Raw genomic sequence first — 15,969 nt, forward strand, 5'->3', positions numbered from 1 at the left:
CAAGGGGCGTCCTCGATGAGGGCGCCCCTTCGTCGTGCCCGGCGCGACCTGCGCTCAGCGAGAGCCCAGCACGGCGAGGCCTCGCGCCACGCGGTCCGCAGGATCCAGAGCGGCCGCATCCCTCCTCGCCACGGCGACGGCCTCGGATCCGGCGAACCGCTCCGCATCCGCGAAGTGCGTCACGAGGTCGAGGCTGGGCATGTTCTGCCGCCCGCCGAGCACCTCGGCGAGCGCGATGGCCTCCGTGCCCCGCGCGACCAGCTCCGGCCGCCGCAGAGCCCAGGCGGACCAGCCGATCAGCGCCGTGCCGAGGACGGGCCTGTCCACGCCCTCTCGCCTTTGCCGGCATGCGGCGATCGTGCGCGTGCGCAGACGCCGCTCCCAGACGGCGAGCTCCGCCTCCGGCACCGCGAGCTCCCGCGCGGCCGCGGAGACGTAGCCGGACAGCGCCATCAGATACCAGGGCGAGCGGCGGTGCACGGGATCGGCGAACGCTGCCATCGCGCGTCCGAACGCCTCGGTCGCCCCCGCCACGTGCCCGTCCAGGAGGTCCGCCTCCGCGAGGCCGTACAGCCCGATCGACCCGAGTTCGACGCCATCCTGGCTGAGGCCGCCCTCCTCGGTGAGCCGGGTGAACAGAGCCCGCGCCTCGCGGCTGCGGCCCAGGCAGAGCAGCGCGCCGCCGCGCACCCATTCCTGGTGGTTCATCTGATCCTGCGCGTCGAACTCCTCGAACACGACGGTCGCACGCTGGATCCAGATCATCGCCTCGGTCGGACGCGCCGACTGCGCAGCCAGCTGCGCCGCGAGATCGGCGGCCATGCCCTCGGCCCAGCGCTCGTCGAGGCTGCGCGCCCGGTGCCAGGCGCTGCGGGCGGCCTCCATCGCGACCTCGGCCTCGCCGTCGTTCTCCGCCCGGTGCGAGCGCAGCACATCCGCCGTCAGCTGTGCCCGCGGATCCGTTCCGTGTTCGAGCTCCGACACCGCCCCCATCGGCCCTCCCCGGCCGACCGCGAGCAGGGAGTCCGCCAGCAATTGCCAGGACGGCGCGAGCGCGTCACCGGCGGCGCGCACGGCGCGGGTGACGAAGGCGAGTCCACGCGCGGCGAGAGGATCCCCGCTGATCATGCAGCCGAGCGAAGCCATCACGACCGCCATGACCTGCAGATCGGGCTCGATGTCGTCGGCCGGCAGGGCATCCACGATCTCGATCATCGGTCCGGCATAGCCGATGAACTCGGTGAAGGATCCGCGGATGAACCACGACTGCCCGAGGACGGTGAACAGGCGCACCGCATCGGCGCCGCGGCGCGCGGCCACGAGGTGCCGCAGCACGTGCACGAGGTTGTCGTGCTCGCGCGTGATCTCGAGGTGCGCCCGTGCGGTCAGCCCCGAGGGGAATGCCCTGGCTCTCGCGCCGTGCTCGGCGACGAAGGCGAGCGCCCAGGTGACCACGGCCTCCCAGGCGTCGTCCTCCGCACCGGTCTCGGCGAGGCGGTCGTGCCCGAACTCGCGCACGGTCTCGAGCATGCGGAAGCGCACGGCGCCGTCGGCGACCTCGATGACGTTCAGCAGCGACTGTGAGACGAGGCCCTCCAGGACGTCATCCGAGGCCACCGACAGCACGGCGTCGGCGGTCTCCGCAGAGAAGCCGCCAGGGAGCACGGACAGCTGCGCGAGCGCCTGCCGCGCGTCGGGAGAGAGCAGGTCCCAGCTCCACTCGATCACCGCCTCGAGCGTGCGATGACGCTCGGGGGCAGCGCGGTCTCCGGAGGTGAGCAGCGCGAAGCGGTTCTCCAGGCGCTTCTCGATCTGCTCCGGCGTCATCGTGCGCACGCGCGCGGCCGCGAGCTCGATCGCGAGCGGGAGCCCGTCCAGGCGCGCGCACAATCGCGCGACGACCTCGAGATCGAGCGTCGCGCCGGGGCGCGCGCCGTGCGCGCGCTCCGTGAAGAGACGAACGGCGGGAGCCGCGTCCGTCGCCTCGATCTCGAGCGGCTCCAGCGGCAGCACGCGTTCCGCGGAGATCGCGAGCGGCGTGCGGCTCGTGGTCAGGATCCGCAGGGAGGGCACTGCGGCCAGCAGATCCGCGGTCCATCGTGCGACGCCGTCGATGACCTGCTCGCAGTTGTCCAGCACCAGCAGCGTCGTCCGGTCGCCGAGGGCAGCCACGATGCGCGCGCCGAGGTCGGGGCGCGGTCGCTGCTCGGAGAGCCTGCCGCCGGGGACGTTCTCGCTGATCCCCAGGGCGGCGGCGATCGCCAGCGGCACGCCCGTGTCGGCGCGCACGCCCGCGAGCGGGACGACGACCACCGCAGGGGCCATTGACTCGGCCGCCAGCGCCTGCGCGAGCCGCGTCTTGCCCAGACCGCCGGCGCCCATGATGGTCACCAGCCGCGCCGAACGCAGCAGAGCACGCGCGCTCGTGAGCGCGTCGTCGCGGCCGATGAGCTCGTTCGGGGCGGCCTGCACGCCGATCCGGACCCGCGGACCGTCATCCTGTCCGCGCAGCAGCTGCGCGTTGAGCTCCACGAGCGCGGGGCTGGGCGAGCTGCCCAGGGCATCGGCGAGCGTGCCGCGCAGCCGGGCGAAGACGCCGAGACCCTCGGGCGCTCGGCCGTCCTCGGCGAGGGCCGTCATCAGCGCGGCGTGCGCTGTTTCGTCGAGCGGGTGCGTTGCCGCGAGCTCCTCGAGGATCCCGATGCCCTCGGCCGCCTGCCCTGACGCGACGAGCGCCGCGGCGAGGCAGCCGCGGAGAGCGGCGCGCAGCTCCTGCGCCTTGGTCGCGAGGTCTTCCGCGATCGGAGCCCCGGCCAGGTCGACACCGGGTTCGCCCCGCCAGAGCGCGATCGCCGCGCGCAGCAGCCGGATACGGTCCGGATCCCCGTCGTCGAGCTTCTCCGCCTCGGCGCGCAGCCGGCGTGCGCTGTGCAGATCGGTGTCGTCGGTGCCGAGCGCATAGCCGCCCGGCGCGCTCGCGATCGCGTCGGATCCGGCCAGTGCCCTGGCCCGCGACACGAGCGTCTGCAGCGCGGCCTTCGGGTTCTGCGGCTGATCCTCGCCCCAGACCTCGTCGGCGAGCGCCGGCACCGAGCGCGTCGTGCCGGTGCCGGCGAGGACGAGCGCGGCCAGCAGCGCGCGCATGGGCGTGCCGCCGGCGTCGCGATCCGCGATCCGCACCGGGCCGAGCACGCCGATGCGCGCAGTCATGCGCGCGGCCGGATCCCCAGGTCGATCACGTTCTCCAGGCCGACGACCACACCGCGCAGGTCCCGCGCGTACGGCAGGGCGAGGCGGATCCCGGGGGCGTACGCCGCAGCCGACTGCACGGTGTCGTGCACGATCGACAGCGATTCCCCGGGACCGGAGAGGATGACCTCCTGCTTCGCGATCACGCCGGGGCGCCGGAGCGAATGCACCGGCACGCTCGCCACCTGCTGTCCGCGGGCGCGCTGGTCGACGTGCGGTGCGTCCACAGGCCCCTGCTCGGCGCGCGCGGCGGCGATGAGCTCGGCCGTGCGCACGGCCGTGCCGCTGGGCGAATCGATCTTGGTGTGCTGGTGCGCCTCGATGATCTCCACGGATCCGAAGAACGGTGCCGCAAGGGCGGCGAAGGCCGTGCCGAGCACGGATCCCAGCGAGAAGTTCGGCACGAACAGGGCGCCCGTGCCGGCGGTCTCGATAGCCGGGCGGACCTGCGCGATGCGGTCGGCGGACCATCCGGACGTGGCGACGAGGAGGTTGATACCCCGGTCGGTCGCGGCACGCACGATCTCGACGCTGGACGCAGGAGTGGTCGCGTCGACGACGAGGTCTGCGCCGTCGAGCTCGTCCATGGTGCTGGCGGATCCGAGCACCGCCCCGATCTCGAATCCGTCGAGACGGGCGATCACGTCCGCAATGATGGTGCCGAGCTTGCCGGAGGCGCCCACCAGGGCCACGCGCGTCGTCATGCCCTCAGTCTATTCAGCGCCTCCGACGCGGTCGCCGCCGGTCGCCGCGGCTCTCGATGCGCCACGTCGTCGAGGCTCGCGACGCGTCCGAGCCGCAGCCTTGCAGCATGGATTACCGTCGGATCATGCCCACGTTCCGCATCGCGTCCCCCGAAGATGCCGACGCCCACGCCGTGCTCGTCGACTACTTCACGCTGCGCGCGGCGGAGTTCCCCGGGGGCGGCTACTCCCCCACCTATCCGACCGCCGCGGCGTTCCAGGCCCCGGACGGCGTCTTCCTCCTGCTCGAGGACGAAGGCGCGATCGTCGGCTGCGGCGGGATCCGCCGTGTCGGGATGCCCGATGGCGAGACGGACGTGTTCGAGATCAAGCACGTCTTCCTGCGCCCGGAGACCCGCGGCCGAGGCTGGGGCCGCCTGCTGCTGGACGAACTCGAGCGTCGCGCTCGCGGCTTCGGGGCCGGCGCCCTCGTGCTGGACACCCACCACACGCTCGAAGCGGCAGGGCACCTGTACCGCAACAGCGGCTTCGCCGAGATCCCGCGCTACAACGACAATCCGAACGCGAGCCGCTGGTACCGCAAGGAGCTGCACCAGGTCAACGCGACCGTGACGATGCGCTCGCCCCAGGAGGGCGGTCGCAGAGCCCCCGCGTTCCTGGACGGACGATTCCGCCCACACGTGCGGGTGTCTGGCGACGATGAGTATCTGGGCGTGATCTTTCTCGGTGCTACGGAAGGCAAGCTTCACCCTGGCGAACCGGCCCCCATCATCCTGCAATTGATCTATGACGTAGACAACTACAGCAAACTCGAGCCCGGTACTGAGTTCGACGTGCTTGAAGGACTGAGGATCGTCGGAAGAGGAGTGGTCACTTGACGCGTCAAGCGCATTACGCCAATCCGAACGCAACCCGGTGGTACCGCAAGGACCTGGGGACCCGCGCATGAGGCTGTGGTCGGTTCATCCGCAGCACTACGACCGGCAGGCGCTGACGGCGTGCTGGCGCGAAGGGCTGCTCGCACAGGCCATCATCGCCGATCCGACGCGCCGGGGCTATGCGCACCATCCGCAGCTCCAGCGCTTCCGCGAGACGCGCGACCCCCTCGCCGCGATCGGCGACTATCTTGCTGCCGTCGTCGACGAGGCGGACGCCCGTGGCTACCGCTTCGCGAGGGAGAAGATTCTCAAGACCGGTCCGGTCGAACGCATCCCGGTGCCCCGGGGCCAGCTCGAATACGAGTGGGGGCACCTGCTCCGCAAGCTGGAGGTGCGCACTCCGGACCTCTGGGAGCGCTGGCGCACTCTCCCCCTCCCGGCGCCGCATCCTCTGTTCACCGTCGTGGATGGCCCGATCGCCGACTGGGAACGAGTCGGCTGAGCGGCCCCACGATCACAGAAGGCCCTGGCTCGGCTCCTGTTGTTGCAACCGATGCTGCTTGTCGTCCTCCCTGCGCGACGCGCGAGCGGTGAGGAGCGCTGCGGCGATCGCCGCGACCAGTGCGAACGCCCCGCAGAGAGGCAGCCAGATCGCCCACGACACGAACGCTCCGTTCGTGCGCAGGCCAATGCCGACCCAGACCAGCGCCGCTCCACCGGCTGCTCCGAGCGCTGCGACCCAGGCTCTCGACGCCACCGTGCGTTCCGCGTACCAGGTCCACGGCCCGAGCAGAGCGAGGACTCCGGATCCCGCTACGAGTCCCGTCACGGCCCCGACGGCAGCACCCGCGTACGCCAGCGCTACACGGACGGAGAGGCTGTCTTCGCCATCGTCGGGCGGCAGCACCATCGGCTCTGCGACCATCAGGAGCAGACCGATGACGGCGCCGAGGACGGTCAGCCATCCCAGCACCTGCCGGTATGCCACCCAGAACATGGTCAGACCAGGAGCGGATCCGGCAGGCCTGTGCGCAGCTCCATCGGGAGATGGCTCAGGTCGTTGTGCGCGACCAGGCTCCACGGGCGTCCCTGCTTCTGTGAGATCACGGTGAGGCCGCAGTTGGCCTGGTTCAGCGTCATCCAGCGCCACTCCGGGGATTCCAGCACCTCGCGCACGAACCAGCTGATCACGAAGTTGTGCGTGATGAGCACCTCGTGCACGTCTCCCGGCTTGCGCACCAGGAACTCGTTCACAGCGTCGCCCATCTGCGCCCGGCCCGCCTCGATCTCCGCGTCGGTGATGGATCCGAAGAACGGCTCGAAAACGGCCGGCGTCTCCTCCGTCATGCCGGTGGGCACGCAGTCGAACAGCAGGGCGGACGGCTCCGCCTCGACAGCGGGGATCCGCTCCGAGATCGCACGGGCCGTCTCAGCGGCGCGCAGCAGCGGAGAGTGCCAGATCGCGTCGAGCGGCAGGCCGGACAGACGATCGGCCAGCAGCGCGGCCTGTCGACGTCCACGCGGCGAGAGAGGTCCGTCAGCGAGACCGTGCTCGGCGTCCTGATGCTCGCCGTGCCGGACCAGATAGATGTAATGCGTCACAACCCGCTCGCCTCGTCTCCGGCGCCGTGGCCGGGGTGCTTCCAGCCTATGTCACAGATCGGACACGGCGAATGACCGGTCCGGTCAGCTCGCAGCCCGGGTGAGCTCGGCCAGCTGCGCGCGACCGAGGGCGACGCCCGCGCCCTGCATCAGTTCGTCGACCTGGTCGGTGGCGAACGCGTTGACGATGGGTGCCGTGATCGTGCGCTGCGCGAGCAGCCAGCCGATCGCGACGGCGGCGACGGGCACCTGCAGCTCGGAGGCGGCGATGTCGAGCGCCCGCAGCACCTTGATGCCGCGGCGGTTGATGTTGCCGCGCAGCTGCATGCCGCGCACGCCCTGCAGCGACTGCTTGGTGCGGTGCCGGCCGGAGAGGAATCCGTGTTCGAGCGCGTGCGACGGGGTGACGGCCAGCCCCTGCGCCGCGGCGACGAGCCGGAGGTCGCCCTCGAAGCCCGTCCGGCGAAGAAGGTTGTACGGCTCGTCGAGCACCTCGATGCGCGGGTAGCCGGCCGATGCCAGGATGCGAGCCTCGACGAGCCGCTCCGCGGTGAAGCCGAAGGCGCCGAGCGCCCGGACCTTGCCGGTCTCGACCAGCCATTCGGCGGTGGCCAGAGTGTCCTCGAGGGCGCTGCCGTCGTCGACCGTGCCGTCGAGGTAGAGCACATCGATGCGCTCGACGCCGAGGCGGGTCAGCGAGGCCTCGGCCGCGCGCACCAGGTTCACCGATCCGATGCCCGGGTTGTCGGGGTGTCCGCCGACGCGCACGCTCAGGACGATGTCGTCGCGGTTGCCGCGCGTCGCGAGCCAGCGGCCGATGATGTGCTCGCTGCGCCCCGCGGCGAAGCTGTCGGCCGTGTGCACCGCGTTGCCGCCGAAATCGGCGTAGCGGTCGAGGATGTGCAGCGCCGTGTCGGCGTCGGTGTTCCAGCCGAACTCTGCGCCGCCGAGGATGAGCGGGAAGGTGCGGATGCCGGTCTCCGCGAGCGGCACGCGCAGGCTGGTCCCTATGCCGGGCCCGACCACCGGGATCGGCGCAGAGGGATGGGGCGTGACCACGGCGGACGCGCCGGTCGCCGCGGGTGCGGCATGGCCGATGGCGGATCCTGCTGTGGATCCGACGCTGAAGAGACGCATGCGATCACCCCCGTGCCTGCTGCGTTTTGTGTTCTGTGGCGCACCCCCCGGTGCGTCCCTTCGAGAGTAAGCGAGGCCTCGGACAGTTCCGTTCATTGAGTCGTCCAGGAGGCGAACAACTCGTAACGTTTCGGTCACGAAGGCGACGAAAGGCCCGTCCTGTCCCCCTTTCGGTGGACAGAACGGGCCTTTTCGTGCGAAGGCTTAAACCTCGGCGGTCTCAGCGACCGGCTCGGCGCCCTCTGCCGGAGCCTCGTCGATGACGGGCTCGAGCGAGAGCTTGCCGCGGTCGTCGATCTTCGTGATCTTCACGAGGATCTTCTGGCCGACGGAGAGGACGTCGTCGACGTTCTCCACGCGCTTGCCACCGGCGAGCTTGCGCACCTCGGTGACGTGCAGCAGGCCGTCCTTGCCCGGGAGCAGGGAGACGAACGCACCGAAGGTCGCGATCTTGACGACCGTGCCCAGGAACTGCTCGCCGACCTCCGGGTTGGTGGGGTTCGCGATCGCGTTGACCTGAGCGCGGGCGGCCTCGGCCGAGGGGCCATCGGTCGCGCCGATGTAGACGGTGCCGTCCTCCTCGATGGAGATCTGCGCGCCGGTCTCGTCCTGGATCGCGTTGATCGTCTTGCCCTTCGGGCCGATCAGCTCGCCGATCTTGTCGACCGGGATCTGCACGCTGATCACGCGCGGCGCGGTCGGCGCCATCTCGTCCGGGCTGTCGATCGCGGCGTTCAGCACGTTGAGGATCGTGAGGCGCGCCTCCTTGGCCTGGGTCAGCGCGCCGGCGAGCACCTCGGAGGGGATGCCGTCGAGCTTCGTGTCCAGCTGGATCGCGGTGACGAACTCGCTCGTTCCTGCCACCTTGAAGTCCATGTCGCCGAGGGCATCCTCGGCGCCCAGGATGTCGGTGAGCGCCGCGTAGCGGGTCTCACCGTCGACCTGGTCGGACACGAGGCCCATCGCGATGCCGGCGACCGGTGCGCGCAGCGGCACACCCGCGTTCAGCAGCGAAAGGGTCGAGGCGCAGACGGAGCCCATCGAGGTGGATCCGTTGGAGCTGAGCGCCTCGGACACCTGACGGATCGCGTACGGGAACTCCTCGCGCGTCGGCAGCACCGGCACGAGGGCGCGCTCGGCGAGGAAGCCGTGCCCGATCTCGCGACGCTTCGGCGAACCCACGCGGCCGGTCTCACCGGTCGAGTAGGGCGGGAAGTTGTAGTGGTGCATGTAGCGCTTGCTCGTCGTCGGGGACAGCGAGTCGATCTGCTGCTCCATCTTGAGCATGTTCAGCGTGGTGACGCCCAGGATCTGGGTCTCACCGCGCTGGAAGATCGCGGAGCCGTGCACGCGCGGGATGACCTGCACCTCGGCGTCGAGCGGACGGATGTCCGCCAGGCCACGACCATCGATGCGTACGCCCTCGGTGAGGATCCGGCCGCGCACGATCTTCTTCGTGACCGACTTGTAGGCGCCGGAGAACTCGGCGAGTGCGGCCTCGGGCTGCTCCCCCGCCGCGACGGCGGTGACGAGCTCGGCCTTGACGCGGTCCTTGATCGCGTCGTCGGCGTTCTGGCGCTCCTGCTTGTCGGCGATCTGGTAGACGTCGACGAGCTCGGCGTAGGCGCGCTCTGCCACGAAGTCGTACGTGCCCTCGCTGTACGGCAGGAAGACCGGGTACACGCCCGGCTCCTTCGACGCCTGCGCGGCGAGCTCGGCCTGAGCCTTGACCAGCTGCGAGATGAACGGCTTGGCGGCCTCGAGGCCCTGCGCGACGATGTCCTCGCTGGGCTTGGTGGCGCCGGCCTTGATCAGGTTCCAGCTGCCCTCGGTGGCCTCGGCCTCGACCATCATGATCGCGACGTCCTCGGTGCCGTCACCCTTGGTGACGACGCGACCGGCGACGACGAGATCGAAGACGGCCTGCTCGACCTGCTCCGCGTTCGGGAACGCGACCCACTGGTCGGCGTGCTCGCCGTGACCCGGGATGAACGCGAGGCGCACACCGGCGATCGGGCCGGAGAACGGCAGACCCGAGATCTGGGTCGAGGCGGACGCCGCGTTGATGGCGAGCGCGTCGTAGTACTCGCCCGGAGCGATGCTCAGGACGGTGATCACGATCTGCACCTCGTTGCGCAGGCCGTCAACGAACGACGGACGCAGCGGGCGGTCGATCAGACGGCAGACGAGGATCGCCTCGGTGGAGGGACGGCCCTCGCGACGGAAGAACGAGCCGGGGATCTTGCCGGCGGCGTAGGAGCGCTCCTCCACGTCGACGGTCAGCGGGAAGAAGTCGAAGCCCTCACGCGGCGACTTGCTGGCGCTCGTCGCCGAGAGCAGCATCGTCTCCTCGTCGAGGTAAGCGGCGACCGCGCCCTGCGCCTGCTGCGCGAGACGACCCGTCTCGAAGCGGACGGTGCGGGTGCCGAAGCGGCCGTTGTCGAGAACGGCCTCGGTGGCGGTGATTTCAGGACCTTCCAAGAGGTCTCTCCTTCTTTGTTTAGGCTCGCTCTCCCGTGTGGAGCGCGAGCATGGACGGATGCGCACAGAGGCATCCTGTTCGATCCTATCAGTGCGGCGCGCCTGGGTCCGCGACGTCAGACCTCGCTGGGTTCGCGCACCCCGCGCTCCCGGCCGAGGCGCACGTAGTCGTGGTGCTTCGCGCTGCGTCCATCGCCCGCGGCGCGGCCGTGCAGGCGGCGCCAGACCCACGGCAGCGCGTGCCGGCGCCACCACACGCCGGCTCCGGTGCGCTCGGCCGCGTGCAGGGCCTCGTCGAGCGCCCCGAGCTCGTCGGCGAGGGGCACGCCGAGCGCGACGCCGGCCCGGTAGGCGAGGAAGCGGTGCCCGCGGCTGGAGAGGTGCACGAGGTCCTCCCCCCAGTTCGGCCGCTCGGCGAGCTGCGGGTGCAGGTCGGTGTCGAGCAGGATCGCGCCCTGACGCCGGGCGATGCCCGCGAGCGCCGTCGCCCAGGCGGAGAACCGGCGGACGTAGACGCGGGCGGCAGGGTTCCCCGGCAGGAACGCCGTCACGAGGAGCACGTCGGCGCCCGCCTCGCGCAGCTGCCGCACGGTGTCCTCGAGGCGGGTCGCGAGGAGCGGGATCGAGACCCGCTGCTTCACGAGGTCATTGGCTCCCACCAGGATCGACACGAGGTCGGGGCGCAGCTGCAACGCGCGGTCCAGCTGGGATCCGCACACGTCGCCGACCCGCTTGGAGCGGATCGCGAGGTTCGCGTAGTCGAGGGGCTCCCGCGCGGCCAGGAGCAGCGCGAGCCGGTCCGCCCAACCGCGCAGCTCGCCCTCCGGACCCGGATCGCACAGGCCCTCGGTGAGCGAGTCGCCGAGCGCGATGTAGCGGCGCCAGTGCTTGCGCTCCCCCGCCGGCGTGGGCTCCGGCCGGACGGCGCGAGGCGCGCGCAGCCCCGCGTCGGCCCTGTGGAGCTCCTGCGCCTCGACGAAATGGCCGAGGAGCTGGTCGCACACCGCGCTCCAGCTGCGTCCCTCCACCGCCTCGCGCCCGGCGCGGCCGAAAGCCTGTCGCTTGCGCACGTCGCCGGCGAGATCCCGCACCCGCTCGCGCAGATCCTCCAGGTCGCCCGGGCGGTAGAGCCAGCCGTCGATTCCCTGGCGCACCAGATCGACCGGGCCTCCCCTGCCCGTCGCGACCACCGGGATCCCGCTCGCGTGCGCCTCCTGCAGGGTCTGCCCGAACGTCTCGCTCTCGCCGGGATGCACGAAGACGTCGAACGACGCCATGGCCTGCGCGAGCTGCGGGCCGCTGAGATGACCGAGGAACACCGCGTCCGGCAGCAGCGACTCGAGCCGAGGGCGGGAGGGGCCGTCGCCGACGATCACGAGCCGGACTCCCGGCAGATCCGCGAGCGCGCGCAGGTCCTCGACCTGCTTCTCCGGGGCGAGGCGTCCCACGTAGCCGACGACGGCCTCGGCGTCGGCGCGGTGCTCCCACGCGCCGAGGCGACGGTCGGGGTGGAAGCGCTCGGCATCGACGCCCCGACCCCAGCGGCGCACCCGATCGACGCCGAGCCGGGCGAGCTGCTCCTCCGATTCAGACGAGGGGGCGAGGGTGAGCGTGGCGCGCCGGTGCAGCCGCGCGATGTGGGCCTCGGCGAGCGCCGTCGTCAGCGAGACCCCGTAGCGCGCGGCGTAGGCGGCGACGTCGGTCTGATAGGCGGCGACCGCGGGCACCCCGATCCGCTCCGCGGCGAGCGCGCCGCGCCAGCCCAAGGCGAACGGCGAAGCGAGGTGCACGACATCCGGTGCGAAGCGTGCCAGCGACGCCGACAGCCGATGCGTACTGGACGTCCCGACGCGCACGGTGCGATAACCGGGCAGCGCGACGGACGGGATGGCCTCGATTCTGGCGTGCCCGATCATGCGCGGCATGTCCGCGGCGGCAGGGGCGTACACCCTGGCCTCGTGGCCGTGTCGCTCGAGGTGGCGAAGGATCTGCAGGACGCTCCCTGTCACACCGTTCATGTGCGGGAGGAAGGATTCCGTCACGATCGCTGCTCTCACGCGATCAGGATCCCGCCCGTTTCCGCCTCCCATCGCCGGAAACGGCCGCCATCACGGAGTGTTCACCGGATGCACCGCGATCGGTCACCCCGTGTCCGCCGCCGCGCCCCCTGCCCGTCCCGCCGCGTTCTTCCAGGACTCCTGGACGCCCCCGGCGCTAGGCTGACGCCCATGAGTACCGACGACACCGCCGCCGCGGACATGAAGCGCAAGTTCAAGGAGGCGCTCGAGAAGAAGAACGCCCAGCAGCACCAGGGCGAGGCGCACCTGAACGGCGACTCCGCCGTGCACGGCACGCACGGGGCGCAGACCCGGCGCGAGTTCCGCCGCAAGAGCGGCTGATCCCGTATCCACCGCGAAGGGCGTCGACGAGGGATCGTCGGCGCCCTTCGTCGTCCGCGCATCCGCGGGAAGGGGTGGGAATCCACAGCGAGCGGGGTTAGCGTCGAATGGTGATCGTTTCTTCCGCCCCTGCCGCACCGGTGCGCAGAGCCCGCATGGCCCGCCCGGTCCTGGCGCTGGTGGCCGGCGTGCTGCTGATGATGCCGCTCGCGGTGGCCGCACCGGCGTATGCGGACGACTATCCGTCGTGGCAGGACGTGCAGAACGCGCAGGGCGACGAGCAGGCCACGCAGGATCAGATCACGCGTATCAACGACGCGCTCGCCACGGCGCAGCAGAAGGCCGCGGACGCGTCGACCGCAGCCATGAAGGCCGGCCAGGCGGCGGACTCCGCCCGGGCCGATGCGCACGCGGCCGAGCAGCGCGCGGACGAACTGGGCGTGCAGGCCTCCGCCGCCGAGCAGGCCGTGCAGCAGACGCATGAGCAGCTCGGTGCGGTCGTCGCCGGCCGCGCCCGCGTCGAGTCCGCGGCTCCGCTCACCGCCCGACTGTTCACGTCTGCGAACCCGGACCAGCTGCTCACGCGCCTGGGCGTGCTGCAGCAGCTCGACTCGACCTGGGCGAAGCTCGGCGAACGCGCTCTCGAGGCGCAGAGCGTCGCGACGTCACTGGAGGATCAGGCCCAGACCGCCCGCGCGGCCAGGGACGCGCTCGCGACCGCTGCAGAGGACGCGGCCCAGAAGGCGAAGGCCGCTGCCGACGCCGAGGCCGCCGCGGTCGCCGACCTGCAAGGCCACGTCACCACGCTGTACGCGCAGCTGGCCACGCTGAAGAACACCACGGCCGACGTCGAGCGGCGCTACCGGATCGGCCAGCAGGTCGCCGAGCAGGAGCGCGAAGCCGCCGCGGCCGCAGACGCCGCGGCGGCCTCCTCCTCGAGCGGATCCGGCGGCGGCTCGGGGGGCGGCGACCTCGGCGGAGGCGGCGTGAACGTCGATCCCGCCGGCGCCCAGGCCTACGCCGCAGGCCAGCTCGGCAACTACGGCTGGGGCCAGGACCAGTTCTCGTGCCTGTACCGGCTGTGGATGCAGGAATCGAGCTGGCGCGCGGACGCCCTGAACCCCGACAGCGACGCCTACGGGATCCCGCAGGCGCTGCCCGCCGACAAGATGGCGGCGGCCGGGCCGGACTGGCGCACCAACGGCGACACGCAGATCGACTGGGGCCTCAGCTACATCCAGGACCGCTACGGATCCCCCTGCGGCGCCTGGGCCCACGAGGTCGCCAACAACTGGTACTGAGCGGGCGCGGTCTCAGCTCTCCTCGAGCGCCGCACGGGCGGCATCGAGCACGACCGGATCCGCACAGCCGCGCGCGAAGCCCGCGATCCTTCGACGGATCTCCCGCCCCAGGACCATCGTGCCGATCCGTTCCGCGAGCGGTGCGAGCCACGCAGGGCGACAGGTGAAGCTGTACTTCCAGACGGCGCGGGTGCCGCCGTCGACGGCTTCGAAGCGCCAGCCCGCACCGAGCGTGCGGAGGAACCACGGCCCCTTCTCCATCACCATCCCCACGGTGGTCGGCGGCGCATAGGAGACGTAGTGGGTGATCATCGACAGCCCGAACCGCTGCCGGGTGAACGTGCGCACACCCTTCGCCGGCGCCATCGCCCCATCCAGGAAGTGCTGCGCGTGGATGAAGCCGTCCCAGCGGCGGCGGACCTCGCCCGTGGTCTGCGACACCGCATACGCCAGGGCGGGCGGGATCGGGACGATGACGGCGGCCTGGACGACGGGCATGACTCGACGCTATCGCTCCTGGGCGCGACGAGGGGACGCGATGGCCGTCGGACCGGGGCGGGGAGCCGTCATCGGCATTCCCGCTCCGGCCCGACGGCGGACCCGGATCAGTTGCGGCCGGCGCGAGCGCGGGCCCGCTCCTGCTTCGCGGCCATCTCCTCGACCGCGGCACGCCCGAGGGTCTCGGTGCTGACCGGCTCCGACGCTGCCGTGTTCTGCGCAGCGGGGAGCGCGTCGTGTCCCACGCCGTCCAGAGTCGACTCGTCGAACGGACGCGCACCGGAGAGCACCTGACGCACCTGCTCCGTGTCGATCTGCTTCGTCCAGGTGCCGATGAGGATCGTCGCGACCGCATTGCCGGTGAAGTTGGTCAGCGCGCGTCCCTCCGACATGAAGCGGTCGATGCCCACGATCACCCCGACGCCGTTCACGAGGTCGGGACGATACGCCTGCAGGCCGCCGGCCAGCGTCGCGAGCCCGGCGCCGGTGACACCCGCGGCGCCCTTGCTCGCGATGATCATGAAGACGAGCAGACCGATCTGCTCGGGGATCGACATCGGCTGGCCCAGGCCCGTCGCGATGAACAGCGACGCCATCGTCAGGTAGATCGCGGTGCCGTCGAGGTTGAACGAGTATCCCGTCGGCACCGTGATGCCCACCACGGGCTTCGCCACCCCCAGGTGCTCCATCTTGGCGATCAGCCGGGGCAGCGCGGACTCGGACGACGAGGTGCCGACGATCAGCAGGTACTCGCGCGCCAGGTACTTCATCAGCTGGAAGATGTTCACGCGGGCCACGAGCAGCAGCACGCCGCCGAGCACCACGACGATGAACACGATGCACGTGAGGTAGAACGCCCCGAGAAGGATCCCGAGGCTCCAGATCGCGGCGACGCCCGTCTTGCCGACCACGGCGGCGATCGCGCCGAATGCGCCGAGCGGGGCGAGCCACAGGATCATCCCGAGCACGCGGAACACGAGCGTCTGCAGCTGCTTGATCGCCCCCATGATGGGGGCGCCGCGCTCCCCCAGGCCCTGCAGCGCGAACCCGACGAGCAGCGCGATGAAGAGGACCTGCAGCACGCTCTCACCGGTGAAGGCGCCGAAGAACGTGGCCGGGATGATGCCGAGGATGAAGTCCTGCGTCGTCTTCGCCTCGGTCGTGGCCGCCTGGTAGGTCGCGCCCGCCATGTGCAGTCCCTCACCGGGGTGGATGATGTTGCCCACGACCAGGCCGATCGCGAGCGCGAACGTCGACATCACCATGAAGTAGAGGAGCGCGAGTCCGCCGATCTTGCCGACCGTCGCCGCCTTGGCGATGGATCCGACGCCGATCACGATCGTGCAGAAGATGATCGGCGCGATCATCATCTTGATGAGGCTCACGAAGCCCTTGCCGATGGGTTCGAGGCCCTGCGCGAACTGCGGGAACACGAGGCCCACCGCGATCCCGAGGCCCACCGCGATGAGCACGGACACATAGAGCCAGGTGTGCTTGTCCCAGGAGTTCTTGCCGCGGCGCCAATCGTGCCGCGGGAGAGTGAAACCTTCGGTGAGAGCCATCATCGCCTCCGCTGAGTGAACCGGACACCGCACCACAGTGGGCGGGCCGTGTCGACCATCGTGCGGACCGGCCGCGCCGCGCGGCGAGTTCTGGTCGTATTGAAACCGGCACGGATCCGGTGCAGGCCGCCGCGCGCGGCACGACCTCGCGCATACTG

The 15,969-nt window shown here is 71.1% G+C and carries 13 protein-coding genes; 4 read left to right on the top strand and 9 right to left on the bottom strand.

Annotated elements, in window-relative coordinates; translation table 11 throughout:
• Positions 1-54: 54 nt before the first annotated feature.
• Together RS86_RS18710 and dapB are read right to left on the bottom strand one after the other, a co-directional pair.
• Positions 55-3,210, bottom strand: coding sequence for an ATP-binding protein (locus tag RS86_RS18710; protein WP_052680386.1), 3,156 nt, complete (start codon positions 3,208-3,210; stop codon positions 55-57).
• The gene (gene dapB / locus RS86_RS18715; RefSeq protein ID WP_045273790.1) at positions 3,207-3,953 is read right to left on the bottom strand and encodes a 4-hydroxy-tetrahydrodipicolinate reductase; all 747 of its coding nucleotides are present in this window, start codon (positions 3,951-3,953) and stop codon (positions 3,207-3,209) included. Before dapB ends, RS86_RS18710 begins: the two co-directional genes overlap by 4 nt.
• A 125-nt stretch (positions 3,954-4,078) precedes the next feature.
• Here dapB and RS86_RS20225 point away from each other — a divergent pair, with 125 nt between their 5' ends.
• Entirely contained in the window at positions 4,079-4,831 is a 753-nt protein-coding gene (locus tag RS86_RS20225; protein ID WP_082076899.1) for a GNAT family N-acetyltransferase, read from the top strand.
• A 67-nt stretch (positions 4,832-4,898) separates the two neighbouring features.
• Positions 4,899-5,333 (top strand): pyrimidine dimer DNA glycosylase/endonuclease V, encoded by a 435-nt coding sequence (locus RS86_RS18725; protein ID WP_045273791.1) that lies wholly within the window; start codon positions 4,899-4,901, stop codon positions 5,331-5,333.
• Between the two features lie 12 nt (positions 5,334-5,345).
• Here RS86_RS18725 and RS86_RS18730 read toward each other — a convergent pair whose 3' ends face one another.
• From RS86_RS18730 to RS86_RS18750, 5 genes are all read right to left on the bottom strand, one after another.
• Entirely contained in the window at positions 5,346-5,819 is a 474-nt protein-coding gene (locus tag RS86_RS18730) for a hypothetical protein (RefSeq protein WP_152642235.1), read from the bottom strand.
• Between the two features lie 11 nt (positions 5,820-5,830).
• The gene (locus RS86_RS18735) at positions 5,831-6,433 is read right to left on the bottom strand and encodes a histidine phosphatase family protein (protein ID WP_045273793.1); all 603 of its coding nucleotides are present in this window, start codon (positions 6,431-6,433) and stop codon (positions 5,831-5,833) included.
• Between the two features lie 84 nt (positions 6,434-6,517).
• The gene (locus tag RS86_RS18740; protein ID WP_045273794.1) at positions 6,518-7,570 is read right to left on the bottom strand and encodes an aldo/keto reductase; all 1,053 of its coding nucleotides are present in this window, start codon (positions 7,568-7,570) and stop codon (positions 6,518-6,520) included.
• Between the two features lie 204 nt (positions 7,571-7,774).
• Positions 7,775-10,051 (bottom strand): polyribonucleotide nucleotidyltransferase, encoded by a 2,277-nt coding sequence (locus RS86_RS18745; RefSeq protein ID WP_045273795.1) that lies wholly within the window; start codon positions 10,049-10,051, stop codon positions 7,775-7,777.
• Positions 10,052-10,167: 116 nt separating this feature from the next.
• Complete coding sequence (locus RS86_RS18750; RefSeq protein WP_235281833.1) at positions 10,168-12,093, bottom strand: GDSL-type esterase/lipase family protein; 1,926 nt, start codon at positions 12,091-12,093, stop codon at positions 10,168-10,170.
• 186 nt (positions 12,094-12,279) lie between these two features.
• On the opposite strand from RS86_RS18750, the gene RS86_RS20695 reads away from it, so the two are divergent.
• Both RS86_RS20695 and RS86_RS18755 read left to right on the top strand, forming a co-directional pair.
• Positions 12,280-12,450, top strand: coding sequence for a DUF5302 domain-containing protein (locus RS86_RS20695; protein WP_160299713.1), 171 nt, complete (start codon positions 12,280-12,282; stop codon positions 12,448-12,450).
• A 110-nt stretch (positions 12,451-12,560) separates the two neighbouring features.
• Positions 12,561-13,751: a coiled-coil domain-containing protein gene (locus RS86_RS18755; protein WP_235281834.1), complete on the top strand. Its 1,191-nt coding sequence runs from the start codon at positions 12,561-12,563 to the stop codon at positions 13,749-13,751.
• Positions 13,752-13,763: 12 nt separating this feature from the next.
• On the opposite strand, the gene RS86_RS18760 is transcribed toward RS86_RS18755, so the two are convergent.
• Together RS86_RS18760 and RS86_RS18765 are read right to left on the bottom strand one after the other, a co-directional pair.
• The gene (locus RS86_RS18760) at positions 13,764-14,249 is read right to left on the bottom strand and encodes an SRPBCC family protein (RefSeq protein WP_045273798.1); all 486 of its coding nucleotides are present in this window, start codon (positions 14,247-14,249) and stop codon (positions 13,764-13,766) included.
• Positions 14,250-14,356: 107 nt separating this feature from the next.
• Positions 14,357-15,811, bottom strand: a complete 1,455-nt coding sequence (locus RS86_RS18765) for a cation:dicarboxylate symporter family transporter (protein WP_045273799.1) — start codon at positions 15,809-15,811, stop codon at positions 14,357-14,359.
• Between the last annotated feature and the right edge of the window lie 158 nt (positions 15,812-15,969).

Source organism: Microbacterium azadirachtae, assembly GCF_000956505.1.
Taxonomy (GTDB): Bacteria; Actinomycetota; Actinomycetes; order Actinomycetales; family Microbacteriaceae; genus Microbacterium; species Microbacterium azadirachtae_A.